This is a genomic window from Campylobacter sp. 2014D-0258, from assembly GCF_008000495.1.
Classification (GTDB): domain Bacteria; phylum Campylobacterota; class Campylobacteria; order Campylobacterales; family Campylobacteraceae; genus Campylobacter_D; species Campylobacter_D jejuni.
The window spans coordinates 316283-339145 of record NZ_VOAR01000025.1; the positions used below are offsets into that span (position 1 = coordinate 316283).

The 22863-nt window shown below is 29.9% G+C and carries 22 protein-coding genes and 3 pseudogenes; 17 read left to right on the plus strand and 8 right to left on the minus strand.

Annotated features, from left to right (window positions below):
* Positions 1-456: an acetyl-CoA carboxylase biotin carboxyl carrier protein gene (accB, locus tag SR62_RS06375; RefSeq protein WP_002866271.1), complete on the minus strand. Its 456-nt coding sequence runs from the start codon at positions 454-456 to the stop codon at positions 1-3.
* A gap of 146 nt (positions 457-602) precedes the next feature.
* On the opposite strand from accB, the gene dcd reads away from it, so the two are divergent.
* The 4 genes and pseudogenes from dcd to SR62_RS06395 all read left to right on the plus strand — a co-directional run bounded on the left by dcd (position 603) and on the right by SR62_RS06395 (position 4649).
* Positions 603-1163: a dCTP deaminase gene (gene dcd / locus SR62_RS06380; protein ID WP_002869981.1), complete on the plus strand. Its 561-nt coding sequence runs from the start codon at positions 603-605 to the stop codon at positions 1161-1163.
* A gap of 48 nt (positions 1164-1211) precedes the next feature.
* Positions 1212-2216 (plus strand): UDP-N-acetylglucosamine 4,6-dehydratase (inverting), encoded by a 1005-nt coding sequence (pseB, locus tag SR62_RS06385; RefSeq protein ID WP_002892583.1) that lies wholly within the window; start codon positions 1212-1214, stop codon positions 2214-2216.
* Position 2217: 1 nt separating this feature from the next.
* Positions 2218-3348: a UDP-4-amino-4,6-dideoxy-N-acetyl-beta-L-altrosamine transaminase gene (pseC, locus tag SR62_RS06390; protein ID WP_147502311.1), complete on the plus strand. Its 1131-nt coding sequence runs from the start codon at positions 2218-2220 to the stop codon at positions 3346-3348.
* Positions 3341-4649, plus strand: a pseudogene (locus SR62_RS06395) (DUF4910 domain-containing protein). Before pseC ends, SR62_RS06395 begins: the two are co-directional and overlap by 8 nt.
* On the opposite strand, the gene SR62_RS06400 reads toward SR62_RS06395, so the two are convergent.
* Positions 4644-5540, minus strand: a complete 897-nt coding sequence (locus SR62_RS06400; RefSeq protein ID WP_002876739.1) for a class I SAM-dependent methyltransferase — start codon at positions 5538-5540, stop codon at positions 4644-4646. The pseudogene SR62_RS06395 and the gene SR62_RS06400 overlap by 6 nt on opposite strands.
* 169 nt (positions 5541-5709) lie before the next feature.
* Between SR62_RS06400 and SR62_RS06405 the strand changes: the two genes are divergently transcribed.
* Genes SR62_RS06405 through SR62_RS06430 form a run of 6 tightly spaced genes read left to right on the plus strand, consistent with a single transcriptional unit; the run spans position 5710 to position 10819 of the window.
* On the plus strand, positions 5710-6402 hold the full coding sequence (locus tag SR62_RS06405) for an AAC(3) family N-acetyltransferase (RefSeq protein WP_257841199.1): 693 nt from the start codon (positions 5710-5712) through the stop codon (positions 6400-6402).
* A 4-nt stretch (positions 6403-6406) separates the two neighbouring features.
* Positions 6407-6634: an acyl carrier protein gene (locus tag SR62_RS06410; RefSeq protein WP_002807223.1), complete on the plus strand. Its 228-nt coding sequence runs from the start codon at positions 6407-6409 to the stop codon at positions 6632-6634.
* Positions 6627-7988: a MaoC/PaaZ C-terminal domain-containing protein gene (locus tag SR62_RS06415; RefSeq protein WP_002876735.1), complete on the plus strand. Its 1362-nt coding sequence runs from the start codon at positions 6627-6629 to the stop codon at positions 7986-7988. The genes SR62_RS06410 and SR62_RS06415 overlap by 8 nt, the downstream gene beginning before the upstream one ends.
* Positions 7985-9547 (plus strand): HAD family hydrolase, encoded by a 1563-nt coding sequence (locus SR62_RS06420; protein ID WP_058001088.1) that lies wholly within the window; start codon positions 7985-7987, stop codon positions 9545-9547. The genes SR62_RS06415 and SR62_RS06420 overlap by 4 nt, the downstream gene beginning before the upstream one ends.
* Positions 9537-10598, plus strand: coding sequence for a beta-ketoacyl-ACP synthase III (locus SR62_RS06425; RefSeq protein ID WP_002869985.1), 1062 nt, complete (start codon positions 9537-9539; stop codon positions 10596-10598). The genes SR62_RS06420 and SR62_RS06425 overlap by 11 nt, the downstream gene beginning before the upstream one ends.
* Positions 10598-10819: an acyl carrier protein gene (locus SR62_RS06430; RefSeq protein WP_002789840.1), complete on the plus strand. Its 222-nt coding sequence runs from the start codon at positions 10598-10600 to the stop codon at positions 10817-10819. The genes SR62_RS06425 and SR62_RS06430 overlap by 1 nt, the downstream gene beginning before the upstream one ends.
* 13 nt (positions 10820-10832) lie before the next feature.
* On the opposite strand, the pseudogene SR62_RS09365 reads toward SR62_RS06430, so the two are convergent.
* Positions 10833-12066: pseudogene (locus SR62_RS09365) on the minus strand (DUF2920 family protein).
* A gap of 60 nt (positions 12067-12126) precedes the next feature.
* On the opposite strand from SR62_RS09365, the gene SR62_RS06445 reads away from it, so the two are divergent.
* Both SR62_RS06445 and SR62_RS06450 read left to right on the plus strand, forming a co-directional pair.
* Complete coding sequence (locus SR62_RS06445; protein WP_002878164.1) at positions 12127-13635, plus strand: AMP-binding protein; 1509 nt, start codon at positions 12127-12129, stop codon at positions 13633-13635.
* Between the two features lie 39 nt (positions 13636-13674).
* Positions 13675-13902 (plus strand): hypothetical protein, encoded by a 228-nt coding sequence (locus tag SR62_RS06450; protein ID WP_002875378.1) that lies wholly within the window; start codon positions 13675-13677, stop codon positions 13900-13902.
* Here SR62_RS06450 and SR62_RS06455 read toward each other — a convergent pair.
* Positions 13899-14969: an acyl carrier protein gene (locus SR62_RS06455; RefSeq protein WP_147502239.1), complete on the minus strand. Its 1071-nt coding sequence runs from the start codon at positions 14967-14969 to the stop codon at positions 13899-13901. The two genes, SR62_RS06450 and SR62_RS06455, sit on opposite strands and share 4 nt — an antisense overlap.
* A 21-nt stretch (positions 14970-14990) precedes the next feature.
* Positions 14991-16206, minus strand: a pseudogene (locus tag SR62_RS09370) (DUF2920 family protein).
* Positions 16207-16284: 78 nt separating this feature from the next.
* On the opposite strand from SR62_RS09370, the gene pseF reads away from it, so the two are divergent.
* Genes pseF through pseH form a run of 3 tightly spaced genes read left to right on the plus strand, consistent with a single transcriptional unit; the run spans position 16285 to position 18261 of the window.
* Positions 16285-16983 carry a pseudaminic acid cytidylyltransferase gene (gene pseF, locus SR62_RS06470; RefSeq protein ID WP_002872860.1) on the plus strand — a complete coding sequence of 233 codons (699 nt, stop codon included), beginning with the start codon at positions 16285-16287 and terminating at the stop codon, positions 16981-16983.
* Complete coding sequence (gene pseG / locus SR62_RS06475; RefSeq protein ID WP_002830499.1) at positions 16967-17791, plus strand: UDP-2,4-diacetamido-2,4,6-trideoxy-beta-L-altropyranose hydrolase; 825 nt, start codon at positions 16967-16969, stop codon at positions 17789-17791. Before pseF ends, pseG begins: the two co-directional genes overlap by 17 nt.
* Positions 17788-18261, plus strand: coding sequence for a UDP-4-amino-4,6-dideoxy-N-acetyl-beta-L-altrosamine N-acetyltransferase (gene pseH, locus SR62_RS06480; protein ID WP_002781802.1), 474 nt, complete (start codon positions 17788-17790; stop codon positions 18259-18261). The genes pseG and pseH overlap by 4 nt, the downstream gene beginning before the upstream one ends.
* Here pseH and wbuZ read toward each other — a convergent pair.
* Genes wbuZ through pseA form a run of 3 tightly spaced genes read right to left on the minus strand, consistent with a single transcriptional unit; the run spans position 18226 to position 20711 of the window.
* Complete coding sequence (gene wbuZ, locus SR62_RS06485; RefSeq protein WP_002872861.1) at positions 18226-18972, minus strand: glycosyl amidation-associated protein WbuZ; 747 nt, start codon at positions 18970-18972, stop codon at positions 18226-18228. The two genes, pseH and wbuZ, sit on opposite strands and share 36 nt — an antisense overlap.
* A complete protein-coding gene (gene hisH / locus SR62_RS06490) occupies positions 18973-19578 on the minus strand; it encodes an imidazole glycerol phosphate synthase subunit HisH (RefSeq protein ID WP_002864311.1) in 606 nt (201 codons plus the stop codon).
* Positions 19575-20711, minus strand: a complete 1137-nt coding sequence (pseA, locus tag SR62_RS06495; RefSeq protein WP_002794827.1) for a pseudaminic acid biosynthesis protein PseA — start codon at positions 20709-20711, stop codon at positions 19575-19577. Before pseA ends, hisH begins: the two co-directional genes overlap by 4 nt.
* A gap of 255 nt (positions 20712-20966) precedes the next feature.
* Between pseA and pseI the strand changes: the two genes are divergently transcribed.
* Both pseI and SR62_RS06505 read left to right on the plus strand, forming a co-directional pair.
* The gene (pseI, locus tag SR62_RS06500; RefSeq protein WP_100621838.1) at positions 20967-21998 is read left to right on the plus strand and encodes a pseudaminic acid synthase; all 1032 of its coding nucleotides are present in this window, start codon (positions 20967-20969) and stop codon (positions 21996-21998) included.
* Positions 21995-22863, plus strand: an 869-nt coding sequence (locus SR62_RS06505; protein ID WP_147502323.1) for a motility associated factor glycosyltransferase family protein, incomplete at its 3' end; no start/stop codon positions are given. The genes pseI and SR62_RS06505, both read left to right, overlap by 4 nt.

Consider the following 22863-nt stretch of genomic DNA (forward strand, 5'->3'; position numbering starts at 1 on the left):
TTATAATTTCTCCACCGCAAATAAAGGCATTCCAAATTCTACAGGCTGACCATCAGCAACTAAAATTTCAGCGATTCTACAATCAAATTCCGCTTCAATTTCATTCATGATTTTCATCGCTTCGATAATAGCTATAGTATCGCCTTTTTTAACTGTACTACCTACTTTTACAAAAGGTGCTGCACCTGGGCTTGGAGCTTGATAGAAAGTTCCTACCATAGGGCTGTTTATACTTGGTTTGTTCGATTTTGCGCTTTGACTAGGTTGAGCTTCATTTACAACACTTACATTGATAGGTTGTGGAGCTGGAACTGGAGGACAAACAGGAGCTGGAACATCGCAGCACATATCTCTTTCAAGTTCTATTTCAAAACCATCTTGTTCTTTGATCTTAATTTTACTAATATTTGCTTCAGCAAAAAGGTTTACTAACTCTTTAATTTCTTCTTTTGTCATAAAATTCTCCTACAAAATTTAAGAACTTAATCTTGTATTATATAAAAAAACTTGAAATTTAACTTTAAAAAATAAAAAAATCATAAAAAATATAGATTTTTAGGTTATAATTCCTGCAAAAATTTACAAAAACCAAAAGGTTAAAAATGGGTTTAAAAGCAGATAACTGGATAAGAAAAATGGCATTAGAACACAAAATGATCGAGCCATTTTGCGAGGCAAATATAGGAAAAGGTGTAGTAAGCTATGGACTTTCAAGCTATGGTTATGATATACGCGTAGGGCGTGAGTTTAAAATTTTTACCAATGTTAATTCAACTGTAGTGGATCCAAAAAATTTCGTAGAAGAAAATGTAGTAGATTTTGAAGGCGATGTATGTATAGTTCCTGCAAATTCTTTTGCCCTAGCTAGAACTATAGAGTATTTTAAAATGCCTGATGATGTCTTAGCTATTTGTCTTGGCAAAAGCACTTATGCAAGATGTGGCATCATCGTCAATGTTACCCCTTTTGAACCGGGTTTTGAAGGACATATCACTATAGAAATTTCAAACACTACGCCTTTACCTGCAAAAATTTATGCCAATGAAGGAATAGCACAAGTGTTGTTTTTACAAGGCGATGAAAAATGCGACACCACTTATAAAGATAAAAAAGGCAAGTATCAAGCCCAAACTGGCATAACCTTGCCAAGAATTTTAAAATAGGAACACTTGTTGCTTTAATTTTAAAAAACTTAAGCAAAGGAAGGCAAAATGTTTAACGAAAAAAATATCTTAATCACAGGCGGAACAGGCTCTTTTGGAAAAACCTATACTAAAGTTTTGCTAGAAAACTATAAACCTAATAAAATCATCATTTATTCTCGTGATGAACTCAAACAATTTGAAATGGCAAGCGTTTTTAATGCTCCTTGTATGCGTTATTTCATAGGAGATGTAAGAGATAAAGAGCGTTTAAGTGCCGCTATGCGTGATGTGGATTTTGTTATACATGCTGCTGCGATGAAGCATGTGCCTATTGCTGAATATAACCCTATGGAATGTATAAAAACAAACATCCACGGTGCGCAAAATGTCATCGACGCTTGTTTTGAAAATGGGGTTAAAAAATGTATCGCTCTTAGCACAGATAAGGCTTGTAATCCTGTAAATTTATACGGTGCAACCAAACTTGCAAGCGACAAGCTTTTTGTCGCTGCAAACAATATAGCAGGTAACAAACAAACACGCTTTGGTGTTACAAGATATGGCAATGTTGTAGGTTCAAGAGGATCGGTAGTGCCTTTCTTTAAAAAACTCATCAGCGAAGGAGCTAAAGAACTTCCTATCACCGATACAAGAATGACTCGTTTTTGGATCAGCCTTGAAGATGGAGTAAAATTTGTACTGAGTAATTTTGAAAGAATGCACGGAGGAGAAATTTTCATCCCTAAAATTCCTTCGATGAAAATCACTGATCTAGCTCATGCCTTAGCTCCTCATTTAAGCCATAAAATCATAGGTATAAGAGCAGGAGAAAAACTACATGAAATCATGATTTCAAGCGATGATAGTCATTTAACCTATGAATTTGAAAACTACTATGCCATAAGCCCGAGTATTAAATTTGTAGATAAAGATAATGACTTTAGTATCAATGCCCTAGGCGAAAAAGGACAAAAAGTAAAAGATGGTTTTTCTTATAGTTCGGATAATAATCCTTTATGGGCAAGCGAAAAAGAACTTTTAGAAATCATCAATCACACCGAAGGTTTTTAAAATGCTTACCTATTCTCATCAAAACATCGATCAAAGCGATATAGATACACTTACAAAAGCTTTAAAAGATGAAATTTTAACAGGGGGTAAAAAAGTAAATGAATTTGAAGAAGCCCTTTGTGAATATGTGGGCGTAAAACACGCTTGTGTATTAAACTCAGCTACTTCAGCCCTTCATCTTGCCTACACGGCACTAGGCGTCAAAGAAAAAATCGTTTTAACTACTCCTTTAACCTTCGCTGCTACAGCTAATGCGGCCTTAATGGCTGGAGCTAAGGTAGAGTTTATCGACATTAAAAACGATGGCAATATCGATGAAAAAAAACTAGAAGCAAGACTTTTAAAAGATAGTGAAAATATAGGAGCTATTAGCGTAGTGGATTTTGCGGGCAATAGCGTTGAAATGGATGAAATTTCAAACCTTGCTAAAAAATACAATATCCCTTTAATCGATGATGCAAGCCATGCTTTGGGTGCTTTGTATAAAAGTGAAAAAGTAGGAAAAAAAGCTAATCTTTCTATCTTTTCTTTTCACCCTGTTAAGCCTATTACCACTTTTGAAGGTGGAGCTGTGGTGAGTGATAATGAAGAGCTTATCGCTAAAATCAAGCTTTTAAGAAGCCATGGCATAATTAAAAAAAGGCTTTGGGATAGCGATATGGTAGAACTTGGCTATAATTACCGCTTAAGTGATGTTGCTTGTGCTTTAGGGATAAGTCAGCTTAAAAAACTCGATCACAATCTTGAAAAAAGAGAAGAAATCGCAAAATTTTATGATAAAGAATTTGAAAAAAATCCGTATTTCTCCACGATAAAAATCAAAGATTATAAAAAAAGCTCAAGACATTTGTATCCTATTTTGCTTTTTCCTGAATTTTATTGTCAAAAAGAAGAACTTTTTGAAAACTTACTTCATGCAGGAATTGGTGTACAAGTGCATTACAAACCGACTTATGAGTTTAGTTTTTATAAAAAACTCTTAGGAGAAATCAGACTCCAAAATGCGGATAATTTTTACAAAGCCGAGCTTAGCATACCTTGTCATCAAGAAATGAATCTAAAAGATGCAAAATTTGTAAAAGATACTTTATTTAGCACTCTTGAAAAAGTTAAAAAGGGATATTGTGGATAAGCTAGACTTTAGAAGTCAAGATTTTAGCCAAACTGGAAAGGCTATGTATGAACTAGCTTGTGAACTTTTTCCTATCCCTAGAAGCATCACAGGGCAAGGTTTTAGAGATAGCTTAGAAATTTTAAATAAAACTCTGGGGGGGGGGTATACTCAAATTTCACTCTATAAAAAGTGGTACAAAGGTTTTTGACTGGATAATTCCTGATGAATGGAACGCCAAAGAAGCTTATATCATCACTCCAGAAGGAGAAAAAATTTGTGATTTTAAAAAGCATAATTTACACCTTCTAAACTATAGCGAAGCTATCGATCAAGAAATCGAACTAGAAGAACTTCAAAATCATCTTTACTCCATAGAAAAAATGCCTGATGCTATTCCTTATGTAACGAGTTATTACAAAAGGCGTTGGGGATTTTGTCTCACGCATAATGAAAGAAAAAAACTCAAAAAAGGCAAATACAAGGTCTATATCGATGCAAAACATGATGAAAATGGGGTTTTGGACTATGCTGATTTTATCCTACCTAGCACACAAAATTCAAAAGATGAAATTTTAATTTCAACCTATCTTTGTCATCCTTCTATGGCAAATAATGAGCTTAGCGGCCCTGTGGTGGCTATTTTCTTAGCAAAATGGCTTTTAAGTTTAAAAGAAAGAAAATATAATTACCGCTTTGTCATCATCCCTGAAACCATAGGCTCTATAGTCTATCTTAGCAAACATTTAGAGCATTTAAAAAAACATGTTAAAGCAGGCTTTGTGCTTTCTTGCTTAGGCGATGATCATGCTTACTCACTCATACACACGCCTAAAGAAAATACTCTAAGCGATAAAGTTGCACTGCATACACTTAAAAATAAAGAAAATTTCAAAGCTTTTAGTTTTTTAGATCGTGGAAGCGATGAAAGACAATATAATGCTCCGCTTGTAAATCTTGGCATAGTAGGAGTATGTCGCACAAGATACTTAGAATACGAACAATACCACACTAGCAAAGATGATCTCAATTTTATCTCTGAAAAAGGCTTAATGGGTGGACTTCAAAGCATGCAAGAAATGATTTTAAATCTAGAAATCAACGCCGTATATGAAAACACTATAGTATGCGAACCTAATCTTGGCAAAAGAGGACTATATCATACCCTTAGCACTGCCAATGACATTCCTTTGGCTTGTAATTTTCTAGCTTACTGCGATGGAGAGAATGATATCATCGATATAGCCAATATCTTAAATATGCAAGCTTATGAATTTAAAGAACTTTTGGAAAAAATTTTAGAATATAAACTTATTTTATAATTTTTTTAATAAAGCTACCATAATGATTGCATTTCTTGTTTCCAAGGCTTTTTGTAATGAATAATTATTTGCCATAAAATATTCTTCTTTTACAATCTCTAACTCGCAATTTTTGATCATATTTTTAACCTCATCAGGATGAGAAAAAAGATAGATATGATCAACAGCCGGACCATTTATAGGTACAGTAATAAAAATATTTCCATCATCTGATAAAATTTTACAAGCCTTATTTAAAAAATTCTTTGGATTTTCCACATGTTCTAAAACCTCTCCTATTGTAATAAAATCAAATTGCTCATTAAAATCATATTCAAGAAAATCCATACAAATAAATTGGCATTTTTGTTTTGCTTTATGATTATTAAAACTAACTATTTTTTTTGTCATTTCACAACTTGTTGGAGAAATATCAACTCCTAATAGTTTACTAAATTGACCAAATTTTAACGATTGTAAGAAAAAATTTCCATGCCCTGGTCCAATTTCAAGATATTTGCCAAAAATATTATTATTCTGCATTAGATCAACGAAATATCTTCTAATTGCAATATGCGTATCCCATATAAAATTTGATATCGCAAGCCCTATCATATAATTTTCCATATAATCATGATTAAAATAAATTTTATCTTCAACATCTTTTAATGTTGAATATCTATAAGTTCCATGTTCAATAAAATAATAAATTTCTTTTAAAGTATCATTCAGAAATAATAAATAAGCATTAGCTTGTTTATTTATACTAAAACCTTGATTTAAATAAAAACGAATCAAATTTTCAAACTCTACTTTCTCTTCTTCATTTAAATTTACCTTTTTTAAATATTTCGCATGAATAGGATTTGATTTTTCAATATGATCAAATATTTGTTGTATATTGGATTTCATAAGTTAAAACTACCTTTTATTTTGTTATAATATTACTTGATAAAATGAAATTATATCAAAAAATTAAGGATCAAACATCAACAAAAAACTAATAGAGCATAATTCAAATATTTTAACCAAAGAAGATTTTAAAAACTGTCTTATAGATATAGGAATAAAAGCCGGGGATATGATTTGTGTTCATACGGAAATTTTTAACTTAGGCATACCTTTATTGAAAAAAAATGAATATTTAAAAGCTTTGATAGAATGTTTTTTAGAAATTCTAACAAACAATGGCACCTTGGTTATGCCAACATTTTCTTATAGTTTTTGCAAAAATGAAATTTATGATAAAAATAAATCTAAATGCACCGTAGGATTATTAAATAATTTTTTTCGTAAACTACCCGAAGTTACCCGGAGTAATGATCCTATTTTTTCTTTTGCGGCATACGGACTTAAAGCCAACTTATTTCAAGTAGAAAGTAATTCTTGCTTTGGAAAAAATTCTGGTTACGATATTCTTACAAAAAATAATGCAAAAATAGTCTACCTAGGTGCCGACTGGGCACACACCTTTATTCACTACATTGAAGAACAAATTGGAGTTGATTATCGCTATTTCAAAACATTTCAAGGATATATAATAGATGAAAATAATCAAAAATACGAAAAAAAAATAAATTACTATGTAAGATGCTTAGACAAACCCTCTGAACTAAATCTTTCAACCATTGCTAAACTTTTAGAAGAAAGCGGCTCTCTTAAAAAGAAGCCATTTGGTGGAACAAGTATTTCAGCAATAGATACAAATGATTTTAAAAAAATTATCACACAAGCTTTAAATACAGATAAATATATTTTAGTAAGAAAGGATTAAAAAAATGGAAAAGCAATTTTATGAAATTTTAAAAAATATACTAGAAATTGAAGTTAACGAACATACAAATTTAAGTATGAATAATTGTCCCGAATGGAATTCTTTAGCTCATATTGATATCATTATGAGCCTAGAAGAAGAATTTGAAATCAAATTTGATAAAGAAAAACTTACAGAATTAAACTCACAAAATATGCTTTTAAAAGAAATTAAAAAGTTAAAAAATGAATAGTATTTCTCAAAAAAAATTAGAACTTTTTTCAAAATTAAGCGGTGATTTCAACCCTTTGCATTTGGATCAAAAATTTGCCAAAAATTCTTATTATGGCGATCAAGTTATCTATGGAATTTATCAAGTTTTTCTAACGCTGGAAAACTTTTTTAAAAAAAATCAAAAAAATATTAAAATTCAAAAAATCAAAGCTAATTTCATTAATCCACTTTTCAAAAATGAAGACTTTAAGCTAAAATCTATAAAATCCAAAAATAATTTTTTAAAAAAATATGAAATTATAAATAAAAATAAAATTTTGAGCAAAATTGATTTTGAATTTCAAGAAGAATTAAAATTACACAATCCTTATGAAAGTAATTTGTTTAATAAATACGATGCCATTTCAAATCCTCTATCAAAAGAAAAAAATGCAAAAGAAGAGTTAAAGTATAACACTATTTTGTTTAAACAGCTTTTTCCATTATGTGCAAATTATTTAAATCCACAAAATATAGCTATACTACTCGCTAGTACGCGTATAGTAGGTATGAAAATTCCGGGTCTTCATAGCATTTATTCTAGTTTAAATTTAAATTTTTCAAATGATAGTATTGAAAACAAGCAATTGATCTATAACTACGAAAAACATCACTCCATAGAGTGCTATTTAATAGACTTTATAAGCCCTTGTAAAGGCTCTATTAAAGCTTTTATTCGTCCGCAACTTGTAAAAAATTTAAACTATAAAAGTCTTGTTTTAAAATATCCAAATATATCAGAAAATAAAAATTTTAAAGAACAAAAGGCATTGGTCATAGGAGCTAGTAGTGGTCTTGGAAATGCTTGTGCTAAAATTTTAGCATTAGGGGGAGCAAAAATTTTAGCCACTTATCACACTAAAAATATACAAGAAGATATTCCAAATTGCGATTTTTTACAATACAATGTCCTAAAGCCTAGTAAAATTTCCATAGAAAAAATTAAAAAATTTAATCCAACTCATATTTATTATTTTGCAACGCCAAAAATTTCAACACAAAACAACAAACTTGACCGCAAAATGTTATTTGATTTTTTAGATTATTATATTTTTGGTTTAGAAAAAATTTTAAGCTTTACAAATCCAATTTCTTCTTCTTCTTCTTCTTCTTCTTTTGTAGAAGATTTACCCTTGGATATGAAAGAATATAGTATAGCCAAAGCAGCCATGGAAATCTATATGAAATATCTTAAAAAAACAAAAAATATAGAAATTAAAATACCAAGATTTCCAAGAGCAAAAACTAATCAAACCCTAAGTTTTATTCCACAAGATTTAAAAGAAACAGACGAACTTATCGTCTCTATGTTATTAAACAAGGAGCTAAAATGAATCTTTTTTCACCCCATTTAAAACGCAATGAGCTTATAAAATTCGCCAAAGAGTTAGACTTTGGTAAAAGTCAAGATCTTCTTATTAATGTCCATAGAAATCATGCTTTTGAAGGAGTGCAAAGTATCATTGCTCCTTTTTTACATTTTGCTAATTTAAGAGCTGAGTTTAATTTCAGCTCTTATGATGATAGCTTGAGTTTTGATAACTTTAAAGAAGCTAGTTTAGAACTTTTATGGCTAGATTTAACCCGCTATAAAAATAATGTGCAAAATTTTATAGAAGAAAGACTTTTAGAACTAAGAAAAATTTCACAAAACCCTATTTTAGTTCTTAGTTTAGGAGAATTTAAAACAGATAAAAAAATTTTAAATTGTGAAATTTTTAACATAGAAAAACTCATAAAAGAGTATTTTGATGAAGAAGATATTTTAGACTTAGCTAAAGAAGAACTTACAGGCTCTAAGCTTAATAATAAAGCCTTGATTTTTTTAGCACAAATTTTAGGACTCAGTCTCATCCCTGCACTCGTAAAACCCGCTCTTAAAGCTCTTGTACTTGATCTTGATAATACCTTGTATCAAGGAATTTTAGGTGAAGAGGGTATAGATAATCTTAATTTAAGTCCTTTGCACAAAACCTTACAAGAAAAAATTAAAACTTTTAAAAAACAAGGGTTTTTACTTGCCCTAGCTTCAAAAAATGAAGAAAAAGACGCAAAAAAACTTTTTGAAATAAGGAAAGATTTCATCTTACAATGGGATGATTTTGATGCTAGAATGATTAATTGGGAGCCAAAGGGTGAAAATATCTTAAAAATTGCTAAAAAATTTAATATAAATACTAACGCTATGCTTTTTATAGATGATAATATCGCCGAGCTTGAAAATACCAAATTTACAGGCGTTAAAACACTTTTATGCGATGAAAATATACTTTATAAAATCAAACTTTTTCCTAATCTTTTAAAACTTTCAAATACCAAAGAAGATCAAATTCGTGCCAAAGATATAGCAGCCAATGCTTTAAGAGAAGAGCTTAAAAGCTTAAGCGATGAAGAATATTTTCAAAATCTTGAAATCAGCTTAAATTTTAGCAAAAATGATCTACAAAATATCCCTCGCATTAGCGAACTTTTAGGCAAAACCAATCAATTTATCGCTAATTACACACGCTTAAATCAAGAAAAAGTCGCACAACACATGCAAAAAGAACTCATTGTAAGTGTGAGTATGAGTGATAAATTAAGCGATAGTGGGATTATCGCCATTTTTGTTTTTTCTTGTAAAGAAGGAAATTTATTTATCGATGATCTTTGCATTTCTTGTAGGGCTTTAGGTAGAAAACTTGAAACTAGAATGTTTTTTAAAGCCTTTGAACTAGCTTTACATTTCTTTGATCTTAAAAACAATAATGCAAGGCTTTACTATCAAAAAGGCGAAAGAAATATGCCATTTTTGAGCTTTTTAGAACAAATTTCCAAAGAATTTGAAAAAAACTCAGCCCTTATTCCATTTCAAAATTTAAACTTCAAAGGACTTATAATCCATGAAAACTAGATTTGATAAAGCTAAAATTTCAGGCATTTGCGTAAGCGTACCTGAACATAAAATTTGCATTGATGATGAGTTAGAAAGCGTTTTTTCAAACGATATCAAAACCCTTAAAAGAATGAAAAAAGCCATAGGTTTAAACACGCGTTATATTTGCGATGAAAACACTTGCGTAAGCGATCTTGGAAAACACGCAGCCAATACACTTTTACAAGGTTTAAATATAGATAAAAATAGCCTTGATGCACTCATCGTAGTAACTCAAAGTCCTGATTTTTTCATGCCTTCTACGGCTTGTTATTTACACCAACTTTTAAATTTAAGCTCCAAAACTGTAGCTTTTGATTTAGGGCAAGCTTGTGCAGGGTATTTATACGGCTTATTTGTCGCTCATTCTTTAATACAAAGTGGCTTAGGTAAAATTTTACTCATTTGTGGAGATACTTTAAGCAAATTCATCCACCCTAAAAATATGAATTTAGCTCCTATTTTTGGTGATGGAGTAAGTGCAACTTTAATTGAAAAAACGGATTTTAACGAAGCTTTTTTTGAGCTTGGAAGCGATGGAAAATATTTTGATAAACTCATCATTCCAAAAGGTGCGATGAGAATACCTAAAGCAGATATTTTCAACGATGATTCACTCATGCAAACTGAGGAGTTTAGACAATTAGAAAATCTTTATATGGACGGAGCAAATATTTTTAATATGGCTTTAGAATGCGAACCTAAAAGCTTTAAAGAAATTTTAGAATTTTCTAAAGTAGATGAAAAAGACATTGCTTTTCATCTTTTTCATCAATCCAATGCGTATTTGGTTGATTGCATCAAAGAAGAATTAAAACTTAATGATGATAAAGTTCCTAATTTTATCATGGAAAAATACGCTAATTTAAGCGCTTGTTCACTACCTGCCCTACTTTGCGAACTAGATACTCCAAAAGAATTTAAAGCGAGTTTAAGTGCTTTTGGTGCAGGGCTTAGCTGGGGAAGTGCGGTGTTGAATTTCAAAGATTTATACACAAAAGATATTTTAATTTACACAAAGGAGAAATAATGACAAAAACTGAATTTTTAGAAGAGCTTAAAGAAGCTATGCATAGAGATGAAGACTTAAATGAAGATATGCTACTTGATGATATAGACGAGTGGGATAGTTTGGCTTTTGTATCTGTGATGGTGCTTTATAAAAATCTTTTTACTTTAAAAATCACAGCCGAGGACTTGAAAAATTGTCAAAAAGTAAGTGATTTAATCAATTTAGCAAAGCTTGATTAAAACCTTTAAGGTTTTAATCTTTTTTTATCACTAATTCAAATTTGTCACCCACATCTTTAAATATAAACACTTTATTTCCACAAGGATAAGAGATGGAATTTTCTTGCATGAAAGATTTTCTTCCTTGTAGTTTTTCAAGCATTAAAGGAAGTTCTTTTCTAAATAAGGCTTTATCAGGTATACCACAACCATGATCTAAATTTTTAATAAATTTTCCATCAATTTTATTTTCATCTATCAAATTTAAGCTTACATCGTAACCTAAAATTTTTAATATTTGCATGGTTTGTTGTTTAAAATTGGCAGGCGTTAGAGGATCTTTATCGCTATGATAACTCACATAAATAATATTTTTATTTTTTTGACTTTGCAAAATCAAATGATCCTTATTTAACAATGTTCTAATAAAATAATTTTCATTATTAAAAAAATAAGGTGAATTTTCTTTACGCGTCCAGTGGGTTTTTAGAAAACAACTCACAAAAAAATGATCGCCCTGCATATACATATCCCCATTAGTATCTTTGCTTTTAAATTCCAACTCTCTACCAATAATATAATTAAGCGGTGGAACAGCCGAACCCGAATTATCAATCACGCCATCCACATACCAAGGAGCTATTTTTGCTATGAGTAAAGATAGGTATCCTCCATAAGACCCCCCCCCCATAAATTTTTGGTAAATCTGCAAATTTTGGAAAGCGTTTAACTAAATCTTTTAAAGCATTGATATGATCAATAGCTGCCATAATGCCATAGTTTTGATAGTCTCCATTAGGTGGGATAATAGTGGAGGTAAAATTTAACTTAAAGTTATAATCGAGTTTATTTTGCATTTTTAAATTTTCTACATGTTTTACTAAAGAATTTGCTAAAAAAAGTGCATTATCATTATTTATTTCATTATAAGAAAATTGAAACTGATTTAATAAATTTTTAATATTTTCAATATCTTCATCTTGAAAAAATTTATATGCACTGTATTTCTCAACATTTGATCTTCTATGACAAAAACAATGATAAAAAACATTTACTGTCGCTACATCAAATTTTTTAGCGATATATTCTCTATCAAAATCTAAAAAAGAAATATTTGCATTAGCTCCAAAACCACCCACTATAAAAACTATAGCTTTGATATCTTTTTCATCATCATAACTTATACGGTATTCAAGCTTACTAGTTCTTTTAATATCTAGTTCTACATCATCACAAGAATCGATTTCAAAGGTTTGGTTTATGAGCATATAAAGGCCTTTTTTATTAATTTATCGATATTATATTACAAAAAACTAAAAAGGCAAACCATGACAACCCATATCTACAATTTTTTAGAAAAAAGTTTAATCAAATTTAGCGAAAAAACTGCTTTTGTAGAACCTTTTGCCAAGGAAAGAAAAAAAATCACTTATAAAGACTTTGATCTTTTTTCCAAAAAACTAGCCAGTGAAATTTTAAAAACTTTAGGAAATGATAATCCTACTCAAGCTCCTGTTTTAATCATCTTGCCTAAAGGGATTGATTGTTTGATTTCATTTTTTGGAGTGGCATTAAGTGGAAATTTTTATACCCTTTTAGATGAAAAAAGTCCTAAAGAAAGAGTAGAAAAAGTCATAGAGGTTTTAAAACCTAAACTTTTTATCACTTCAAAGGATTTAAATTTTAATTTAGATTTGCCTACGCTTTATACACAAGACTTTGAAAGTTTTAATATAGATGAAAGTTTGCTAAAAAATGCAAAAGAAAAACACATAGATACTAATTTACTTTATGTTTTCTTTACTAGCGGGAGCACAGGCATTCCTAAAGGAGTAAGTATAGCTCATAAGAGTGTGATTGATTATACTTTTTGGGTATGTGAGACTTTTAAATTTGATGAGAATGAAATTTTAGCCAATCAAGCGCCATTTTATTTTGACAATAGCATTTTAGATATTTTTTCAAGTGTAAAATCAGGAGCGACTTTACATCTTTTACCTAATCATCTTTTTGCCTTTCCAAATAAAATTTTAGAATGCCTTGAAAAAGAAAAAGTAAGCACTATATTTTGGGTACCTTCGGTGCTGATTTATTTTGCAAATACTGAAGCTTTGAATAATTTTAGTTTAAACACCTTAAAAAAGATACTTTTTTGTGGTGAAATCATGCCTAATAAACAGCTAAATATTTGGCGTAAACACTTACCCAATGCTTTATTTGCCAACCTTTATGGTCCAACAGAAATCACTGATGTGTGTTCTTTTTATATCATCAATCGCACTTTTAAAGATGAAGAACTTCTACCTATAGGTAAAGCATGTAAAAACACAGAACTTTTAGTTTTTGATGAAAATATGAATTTCATAAATCCTAAACAAATAGATGTTAAAGGGGAACTTTTCGTGCGTGGAACTTCTTTGTCTTTAGGGTATTATAATGACAAAGAAAAAACCAAACAAGCTTTTATACAAAATCCTTTGCATGATAATTATTTGGATTTACTCTATAAAACAGGAGATATTGTTTCTTATAATGAATTTGGCGAACTTTTATGCTATGGAAGAGCAGATAATCAGATCAAATATATGGGACATAGGATAGAACTTGGAGAAATAGAAAGCGTGATAAATTCTCATGCAAGTGTAAAAAACAGTGCTTGTATTTTTAAAGAAGATATTATTTGTTTTTATGAAAGTAAAGATGAAATTAATTTTAAAGCTTTTTTAAAAGATAAATTACCTTCTTATATGATCCCAAAAAATTTTATCAAAATTGACAAATTTAAACTCAATCAAAATGGTAAAATTGATAGGAAAGTTTTAAAAGAACTTGTTTAAATAAATATTTTATAATTTCAAAAAACCAAAGGAGAAAAAATGCAAGAAATCAAACAATTTTTTATCAATATAGAAAGAACAGATATCAATGAGAGTATGGAAAATCTAGTAAGTGAAGATTTTATCGATAGTATCGATATCATGGCTTTGGTTGCTGAAATAGAAAAATTTTATAAAAAACCCTTAAAAGCAGAATTTATCACACCTGAAAATTTTGAAAGCTTTGAAAATATCAAAAAAATGCTTGAAATTGCAATGAAAGACTAATCTTTCCTTGCAAGTTCGAGTTGCTCTTTTAAAGAGCTGATGATTTCATTTTTAGAAACAATAATTTGCGCTATAAAATCCGCCACATCATCCCAGTCTTTACTTAGTGTATGAGTTAAAGTATAATTTTGTTCGTATTCTTCCCAATTCACAGGAGTAAAAAGAGAATTTTTATGCGGGAAATATTTGTTTTTTACCCATTCAAGCGAAGAAGCAAAATAATCCACATAAGCTTTAGCAATATCTTTTTGTACTGCAAATTTTAATCTTTTTTCTTTACTGCCTTCAAATTTTCTTCTTGCCATAAAAAGCAAAGAATTAAGATTATCCTGCTTTAAATCTTTTTGGTTTAATCTTGACATAAGCTCCATTCCTAAAAGATTAAAACTTTCATTTTTGGTTTGTTTTAAAACAAAACTTTCATCCCATTCAAGTCCTAAATGATAAACAAAATCCTTAAGTAAAGTCCCTCCTACATAATCCTCCCTTAGAAGTCTTACTATCAAATTTTCTTCTCCAAATACCTCAGCATGAGTTTTGCAAATCCATTCATAGTCAAAAATATATTTTCTAGGATGATCTTGCGGAGCAAAATCAGCAGAATAATACCCCATATTGTTTTTATGATCTTGAGAACAATGTGAGTTTAAATAACCCAAAGTATCTCTAAAATACACAATAATATAAATTTGAGTAAAACCTAACTCTCTCATAATCTTTTCTAAAATTTCTACATGTTTTTTGGTAGAAAAATCCCAAACTATACCCTCAGCTGAAAAAATAAATTTTTTATCTTTATGTAAAGCACTTTCATTTTTAAAATTTTCTATAGCTCTAAGAAGTCTTTCATTTGTGATATGACTTAAAACACTCTCTTTTTTTAAAATATCTTCTTTTTGAACCAATTCTAAAACCATATCCACCAAAGCCCAATGCCTATTTGCCACTCTAAGACTTTTTGGGTAAATATAAGCTTTTTGCAAAAGCTTTTCTTCGTTTTGCATCAAGAAGCCTTGTTTTTCTTGATTTCCTGTATTAGTAGTTCCTATATGTAAATATGCTGTCATTTTATATCCTTTATCTTTATTTTAATTTATCATCTCTAACTCAAATTTATCTTCTAAATCCTTAAACACAAATACTTTATTCCCACAAGGATAAGAGATAGAATTTTCTTGCATAAAAGATTTTCTTCCTTGTAGTTTTTCAAGCATTAAAGGAAGTTCTTTTCTAAATAAAGCCCTATCAGTCATTCTAAGTCCATGCTCTAAACTTTTTACAAATCTACCATCTATATCATTTTCATCCTTTATTAAATGTAAAGTTGCATCATATCCTAATTCCTGATAACACTTATAAAGTTCTATTTTATTTTGCACTGGCGCACCCATATCTTGTATACTATGATAGCTTACAAAAATGGTATTTTTATTTAAATTTGATTGAATTTGAAGATGGTTTGAATTTAAAACTGCTCTGATTAAATAATTTTCATCACCAAAATAATAAGAAGAATTCATATTTCTATTCCAGTATTTATATACAAAACAATAAAGTCTATAACCACTTCCTTCGAAATAAAATTCCCCTTGATTCATTTCTCTTCCTAAAATGCACGCCAAAAATGGCAAGCAAACACCTGAATTATCAATCACACCATCCACATACCAAGGAGCTATTTTTGCTATGAGTAAAGATAGGTATCCTCCATAAGACCCCCCCCCCATAAATTTTTGGTAAATCTGCAAATTTTGGAAAGCGTTTAACTAAATCTTTTAAAGCATTGATATGATCAATAGCTGCCATAATGCCATAGTTTTGATAATCTCCATTGGGTGGGATAAAATCACAAGAAAGTTCTATTTTTTGGCTTTCATCAACCAAACCTGCTTGTTTCATTTCATTAACTTTTTGCTCTATAAGAGGAATAATTTGTTCAAAATTATCTTTATTAATCAATAAATGTCCTAAATTAATATTTTTTAAAATGCCATTTACACGCTCTAGATCATCTTGATTGGGAATAAGCTTTGGATTATACTTTTGATCAATACTTTGTCTTGCACAAAAACAATGATAAAAAACATGTACCACTACAACATCAAAATTTTTAGCAATATATTCCCTATCAAAATCTAAAAAAGAAATATTTGCATTAGCTCCAAAACCACCCGCTATAAAAACTATGGCTTTGAGATCTTTTTCATCATCATAGCTAATGCGGTATTCAAGTTTGCTAGTTCTTTTTATATTTAATTCTACATCATCACAAGAATCAATTTCAAAGGTTTGATTTATAAGCAATTTTAAGCCTTTTATTGTATTTTAAAGACAATTATACTTAAATTTTAGTAAAATAAAACACAAAAACAAGGCTTAACTATGAAAAATCTTTGCATAATCCCTGCTCGTGGTGGATCAAAAAGAATTCCTAGAAAAAATATCATTGATTTTCTAGGTAAACCTTTAATCTCTTATAGCATAGAAAATGCTTTAAATTCAGGTATTTTTGATGAAGTGGTGCTTTCAAGCGATGATGAAGAAATCATAGAAGTAGCCTTAAAATACGGTGCAAAAGCTCCTTTTGTGCGTGATAAAAATTTAAGCGATGATTATGCTTCAAGCACTGCTGTAGTGCAAAATGCCATAGAAATTTTACAAAGCCAAAATCAAATTTATGATCATGTCTGCTGCCTTTATGCTACTGCTCCTTTGTTAAATAAAGACATTTTAAAACAAGCCTATGAAAAATTTATACAAAATCAAAGCAAGTTTTTATTTGCTGCTACTGGGTTTGAGTATCCTATACAAAGGGCATTTTATCTAAATGAAAACAATCAAGTTTATATGTTTGATGAAAAACATTATAAAAGTCGTTCACAAGATCTAACAAAAGCTTATCATGATGCAGGAGCTTTTTATTTTGGTACAAGCAAAGCTTGGCTTGAGGAAGATTTTATATTTAAACCTCATTCTAGCGTGTTTGTATTGCCAAGAAATTTAGTTTGCGATATAGACACCATACAAGATTTGGAATTTGCAAAAATACTTTATAAGGTAAATCATGAAAGTGCTTTTTAGAAGCGATAGCTCCAGTCAAATAGGCTTTGGACACATTAAACGCGATCTAGTCTTAGCTAAACAATATAGCGATGTAAGTTTTGCTTGCTTGCCTTTAGAAGGCTCCTTGATCGATGAAATTCCTTATCCTGTTTATGAGCTTAGTAGCGAAAGTATCTACGAGCTTATCAATCTCATCAAAGAAGAAAAATTTGAACTTCTTATCATTGATCACTATGGCATCAGCGTAGATGATGAAAAACTGATCAAGCTTGAAACAGGGGTGAAAATTCTAAGCTTTGATGATGAAATAAAGCCTCATCATTGTGATATTTTACTCAATGTCAATGCCTATGCAAAAGCAAGTGATTATGAAGGTTTAGTGCCTTTTAAATGCGAAGTAAGATGTGGTTTTTCTTATGCTTTAATCAGGGAAGAATTTTATCAAGAGGCCAAAGAAAATAGAGAAAAAAAATATGATTTTTTCATTTGCATGGGTGGAACTGATATAAAAAACCTTTCTTTACAAATTGCTAGCGAATTACCTAAAACAAAAATCATCAGCATTGCAACCAGCTCTTCTAATCCTAATCTTAAAAAATTGCAAAAATTTGCAAAATTACATAACAATATTAGATTATTTATCGATCATGAAAATATTGCAAAATTGATGAATGAAAGCAATAAACTCATCATTAGTGCAAGTTCTTTAGTCAATGAAGCCTTGCTTTTAAAGGCAAATTTCAAAGCTATTTGTTATGTTAAAAATCAAGAATCTACAGCAACTTGGCTTGCTAAAAAAGGGTATGAAGTGGAGTATAAGTATTGATAAAACTTAAAAATTTCACAGAACTTAATTCTCAAGAAATAGAGCTGATTTTTAAATGGCGCAATCACCCCGATATCAATCAATTTATGAAAACAAAATATATTGATTTTGAAGAACATTTAAGATTTTTAAAAAAATTACATCAAGATTCTAGCAAAAAATATTTTTTAGTTTTTCAAGATGAACAGATTATCGGCGTAATTGATTTTGTCAATATCACAACTAAATCTTGCGAATTTGGACTTTACGCAAAACCTAATTTAAAAGGCGTAGGACAAATTTTAATGAATGAAATTATAAAATACGCTTTTGAAAACTTAAAAGTAAATACTCTTAAAGCTTATGTTTTCAAAGACAATCGCAAAGCTTTAAAATTATATCAACAAAATCATTTTACTATTTATGATGAAGATAAAGATTTTTACCATATTTGCCTAAAGCAATCTGACTGCAAAGCCTTGCCTAGCTAATTCTTCTTTTACATCTTTAGGGGTATACTTAGAAAAATGAAAAATATAAGCACCCGCTAAAGCATCAGCACCTAAATTTAAAGCCTCAACTCCATCACTTGGATTGCTAAGTCCTCCATTGATAATAAGAGGAATTTTAAGTTTATTTTGAAAGATCTTTAAAAGTTCTAAATCATAACCCTTTGCTTTTCCTTCAAAATCCACAGAGGTTAAAAGAAGCTCTCCAGCTCCTTTTTTTTCATATTCTAAAGCAAGTTCTAAAGGACTTTTTTCAAGTAAATTTCCCCTGTCATAAACACAAAATTGCCCTCCTTTTCTTTTAACATCTATAGAACAAACTATACATTGAGAACCAAAACGATTAGCCGCTTTACTTATAAAATCCATATCTTCTAAGGCCTTAGAATTGATAGAAATTTTATCCGCACCTAAATTTAAAATCTTTTGTATATCTTCAAGGGTTTTTATCCCGCCACCTATAGTTAAAGGCATAAAACATTCTTTAGCAAGATCTTCTATACTTTCAAAATCTATTTCTCCACTTTTTGAAGCATCTATATCTAAGATAATAAGCTCATCAACATTGCGTGCATTATAAATTCTCATTGTTGAAGTTAAATGCCCTATAGTGCGAAAATCTTTAAATTCTATACTTTTAACAAGTTGTCCGTTTTTTAACAAAACACAAGGGATAATTCTAGTTTTTAACATTTAAAGCCTTATAAAATTTTCTAAAAGTTTTAAGCCTAAATTTTGACTTTTTTCGGGGTGAAATTGTGTAGCAAAAATATGATCTTTTTGTAAAGATGCAACAAATTTATGTCCGTATTGTGCTTTAGCACTTACAAACTCATCTTTGCATTTCACATAAAAAGAATGCACAAAATAAAAATCACTCTTATTATCTATGCCTTGATACAAAGGAACTTGTTTTAAAATTTCAAGCTCATTCCAACCCATATGTGGGATTTTTAAATTTAAATCCTCTTCAAATTTGACTACTTCACCTTCTATAAAACCAAGTCCTTCGCAAACTCCACCTTCATAGCCCCTTTCTAAAAAAAGCTGCATTCCCAAACAAATGCCTAAAATAGGTTTTTTTTGTACTAAAACTTGCTCTTTTAAAGCTTCTATAAAACCAAATTCTTTTAAATTTTTCATCGCTTCTTTAAAAGATCCCACTCCAGGTAAAAGCAATTTATCTGCTTTTTGCAAATCTTTTGGATTTTTAGCTATGAAATTTATAGCTCCTATTTTTTCAAAAGCCTTAGCAACAGAGTTTAAATTTCCCGCCTTGTAATCAATGAGCGCTATCATTTTAAAACACACTCGTCTTTTCTTACCAAAGAACCATCATAATCTCTTATAAATTTACCATTTTCATCACGTTTAAAAATTTTTTTATTGGTAAAAGAATCTACTATTTTTTGAAATTCTTCCTCGCTAAAACCACTGAATTCAAGGTATTTTTTAATAGCCTTTTTAGGGGGCTTGCCATCGTATTTTTGTACCAAACGCACCCCTTCTTCACGGCTGATATAACCTAAACGAATATCCAAACAAGCATTATCCGTTGCTCTACCAAAGCCGTATTTGCAGTATTTTAAATAATCATGCACATGATTAGAATAACAATCTAAATTTTCAAAATTTTCATAAGTAGTCTCAACAGGATGATCTAGAGTTAAAAAACCATATTTTTTAGAAATTTCAAGAATTTTTTTATAATCCCATTTAAAATAATACCCTAAAAATAGCCCAGTAACCCCTACTCTTTGAAGTTCTTCATCACTTGGATAAGTATATAAAAACAAATCTTTTTCAGTGATACCATTTACCCCAAGCATATCAGAAGCACGATTTCCTAAAAGCCCGCCAAATTCTTCAAGCCACTCTCTGCCTAAAATATTTTTATTTTTACTACTCGCAGGACCGCCATACTCTATCTGCGGACTTTCTCCCCAGATGATCAAAGGCACTCCAAAATTTACCGCTATGCGTGGAACAGAAGTAAAAATTCCCAAATGGTTTTGCCACTCATTATCCCCTGTTCTTATAAAAGCTTCACGGGCAAGTTTTTGATAAACTTTTGGATCACGCTTGATATGGATCAAATCCACGCCAAGATGATTTAAATTGTCTAAATTTTTGCGCCCTATTTTCGTAGGTACGCTAGGCTCAAAACACACACACAAAGGATTAAGTCCAAGTTCAAGCATTTTAACCACTTGAAAAGTAGAATCTTTTCCGCCACTTACTCCGATAACACAATCATAAACAGGATGTTTTTTGTATTTTTTTATAAGCTCAAAAAATTCTTTTTCTCTTTCTTGCCAATTAATATTTTGATTTTTAGCTTCTTGAGAGCGACAAGCATCGCAAATTCCTTCTTCATCAAAATGTAAATCAGGTTTTGTATCTGGCATCACACATTTTTTACAAAATCTCATAAATTTCCTTTAATTAGTCTTAAATATATATCGTTATAATTAAATTTTATTTTATGATTTTATATATTTATATTATATAAAAATTAAAAAATGAATGAATTCTATAATTTAAATCCATATGACATTTTTTGAATGAAACCAAGCAAAATCATAACAAAGTCGTAATATTTATATAATATAAATATATAAATTGAAGAAATATATAATATAATTATATATCATTTTAGTCAGGAAATTTACCAAAGAAAGAAAAACATGCAAATAGGAAATTTTAACACCGATAAAAAGGTTTTTATCATAGCAGAACTTAGCGCCAATCACACAGGAAGTCTTGAGATGGCACTTCAAAGTATAAAAGCTGCCAAAGAAGCAGGTGCTGATGCGATAAAAATTCAAACTTACACTCCAGATAGCATGACTCTAAATAGCAACAAAGAAGATTTTATTATTAAGGGTGGGCTTTGGGATAAAAGAAAACTTTATGAGCTTTACGAAAGCGCAAAAACCCCCTATGAATGGCATTCTCAAATCTTTGAAACCGCACAAAATGAAGGAATACTTTGTTTTTCAAGTCCTTTTGCCAAAGAAGATTTAGAATTTCTAAAACGCTTTGATCCCATCGCCTATAAAATCGCCTCTTTTGAAGCCAATGATGAAAATTTCGTGCGTTTAATCGCCAAAGAAAACAAACCTACCATCGTTTCAACGGGCATTGCTACAGAAGAAGAACTTTTTAAAATCTGTGAAATTTTTAAAGAAGAAAAAAATCCTGATTTAATCTTTTTAAAATGCACTTCAGCTTATCCTACTGCCATAGAAGATATGAATTTAAAAGGCATAGCAAGTTTAAAAGAAAAATTTAATGTTGAAGTGGGACTAAGTGATCATAGCTTTGGTTTTTTAGCCCCTGTTATGGCAGTAGCACTTGGAGCTAGAGTGATAGAAAAGCATTTTATGTTAGACAAAAACATAGAAAGCGAAGACAGTAAATTTAGTCTTGATTTTGATGAATTTAAAGCTATGATAGATGCAGTAAGACAGGCTGAAAGTGCTTTAGGTGATGGTAAGTTAGACTTAGATGAAAAAGCTCTTAAAAACCGTGTTTTTGCAAGAAGCTTATATGCAAGTAAGGATATCAAAAAAGGTGAAATTTTCAGCGAAGAAAATGTAAAATCCGTGCGTCCTTCTTTTGGACTACACCCTAAATTTTATCAAGAACTTTTAGGAAAAAAAGCTAGCAAAGATATAGAATTTGGCGATGCTTTAAAACAAGGAGATTTCCAATGACCTTCACCCCTACTCAAAAAGAACTCTTTAACAAAAACATTGAGGCTTTAAGTAATATTCTTTTAAAAGAAAGTTTAAAAGAAATTAAATCAAGTAAATTTGAACTTATCTTAGGTAAAGATAATCTAGATATCAATTTAAAAGATACAAGTATAAAAAATAATGGGGGGGGGTATAATGAAAATTTACTTTATCAAGATCCCATTAAAGAATTGCAAACTATGCTAAACACCTATAATGACAAATACCTACTTTATCCTGTATTGTATTTTTATGGTTTTGGAAATGGAATTTTATTTAAAGCTTTATTGCAAAATAAAAATCATCAACATATTGTTGTTTTTGAAAAAGATATAGAAATCATTTGGGTGATATTTCATATCTTAGATTTTTCAAGTGAATTACAAAGTGCAAGATTGATGATTTTGAATACAAGTTCTTTGGATATAGAATTTTTTTCTAATTTTTGCTCTAGCAAACCTTTCTTTCAATTTTCTAGAATTTATTTTTTAGAACTGATGAGTCATTATTATGAAAGATTTCATGAAGATATTTTAGGATTGAATAAAAAATTAGCAGAAAATTTTAAAAATTCTATTGTTTCTTATGGTAATGATCCTCTTGATGCTCTTCAAGGCATAGAACAATTTGTTTATAATCTTCCTCAAATGATTACCCATCCTAGTTATAAAGAATTACTTTCTAAAAGAAAGGGTATAAGTGATACAGCTATCATTGTTTCTACAGGACCATCTCTTACTAAACAACTTCCTTTATTAAAAAAGTATGCTAGTAAAGCTACGATTTTTTGTGCGGATTCTTCTTATCCTATTTTAGCTAAGCATAATATTAAGCCCGATTATGT

Excerpts from the sequence above, each read along its gene's own strand:
- accB (WP_002866271.1), bottom strand. The coding sequence starts at position 456 with ATGACAAAAGAAGAAATTAAAGAGTTAGTAAACCTTTTTGCTGAAGCA.
- dcd (WP_002869981.1), top strand. The coding sequence starts at position 603 with ATGGGTTTAAAAGCAGATAACTGGATAAGAAAAATGGCATTAGAACAC.
- pseB (WP_002892583.1), top strand. The coding sequence starts at position 1,212 with ATGTTTAACGAAAAAAATATCTTAATCACAGGCGGAACAGGCTCTTTT.
- pseC (WP_147502311.1), top strand. The coding sequence starts at position 2,218 with ATGCTTACCTATTCTCATCAAAACATCGATCAAAGCGATATAGATACA.
- SR62_RS06400 (WP_002876739.1), bottom strand. The coding sequence starts at position 5,540 with ATGAAATCCAATATACAACAAATATTTGATCATATTGAAAAATCAAAT.
- SR62_RS06405 (WP_257841199.1), top strand. The coding sequence starts at position 5,710 with ATGATTTGTGTTCATACGGAAATTTTTAACTTAGGCATACCTTTATTG.
- SR62_RS06410 (WP_002807223.1), top strand. The coding sequence starts at position 6,407 with ATGGAAAAGCAATTTTATGAAATTTTAAAAAATATACTAGAAATTGAA.
- SR62_RS06415 (WP_002876735.1), top strand. The coding sequence starts at position 6,627 with ATGAATAGTATTTCTCAAAAAAAATTAGAACTTTTTTCAAAATTAAGC.
- SR62_RS06420 (WP_058001088.1), top strand. The coding sequence starts at position 7,985 with ATGAATCTTTTTTCACCCCATTTAAAACGCAATGAGCTTATAAAATTC.
- SR62_RS06425 (WP_002869985.1), top strand. The coding sequence starts at position 9,537 with ATGAAAACTAGATTTGATAAAGCTAAAATTTCAGGCATTTGCGTAAGC.
- SR62_RS06430 (WP_002789840.1), top strand. The coding sequence starts at position 10,598 with ATGACAAAAACTGAATTTTTAGAAGAGCTTAAAGAAGCTATGCATAGA.
- SR62_RS06445 (WP_002878164.1), top strand. The coding sequence starts at position 12,127 with ATGACAACCCATATCTACAATTTTTTAGAAAAAAGTTTAATCAAATTT.
- SR62_RS06450 (WP_002875378.1), top strand. The coding sequence starts at position 13,675 with ATGCAAGAAATCAAACAATTTTTTATCAATATAGAAAGAACAGATATC.
- SR62_RS06455 (WP_147502239.1), bottom strand. The coding sequence starts at position 14,969 with ATGACAGCATATTTACATATAGGAACTACTAATACAGGAAATCAAGAA.
- pseF (WP_002872860.1), top strand. The coding sequence starts at position 16,285 with ATGAAAAATCTTTGCATAATCCCTGCTCGTGGTGGATCAAAAAGAATT.
- pseG (WP_002830499.1), top strand. The coding sequence starts at position 16,967 with ATGAAAGTGCTTTTTAGAAGCGATAGCTCCAGTCAAATAGGCTTTGGA.
- wbuZ (WP_002872861.1), bottom strand. The coding sequence starts at position 18,972 with ATGTTAAAAACTAGAATTATCCCTTGTGTTTTGTTAAAAAACGGACAA.
- hisH (WP_002864311.1), bottom strand. The coding sequence starts at position 19,578 with ATGATAGCGCTCATTGATTACAAGGCGGGAAATTTAAACTCTGTTGCT.
- pseA (WP_002794827.1), bottom strand. The coding sequence starts at position 20,711 with ATGAGATTTTGTAAAAAATGTGTGATGCCAGATACAAAACCTGATTTA.
- pseI (WP_100621838.1), top strand. The coding sequence starts at position 20,967 with ATGCAAATAGGAAATTTTAACACCGATAAAAAGGTTTTTATCATAGCA.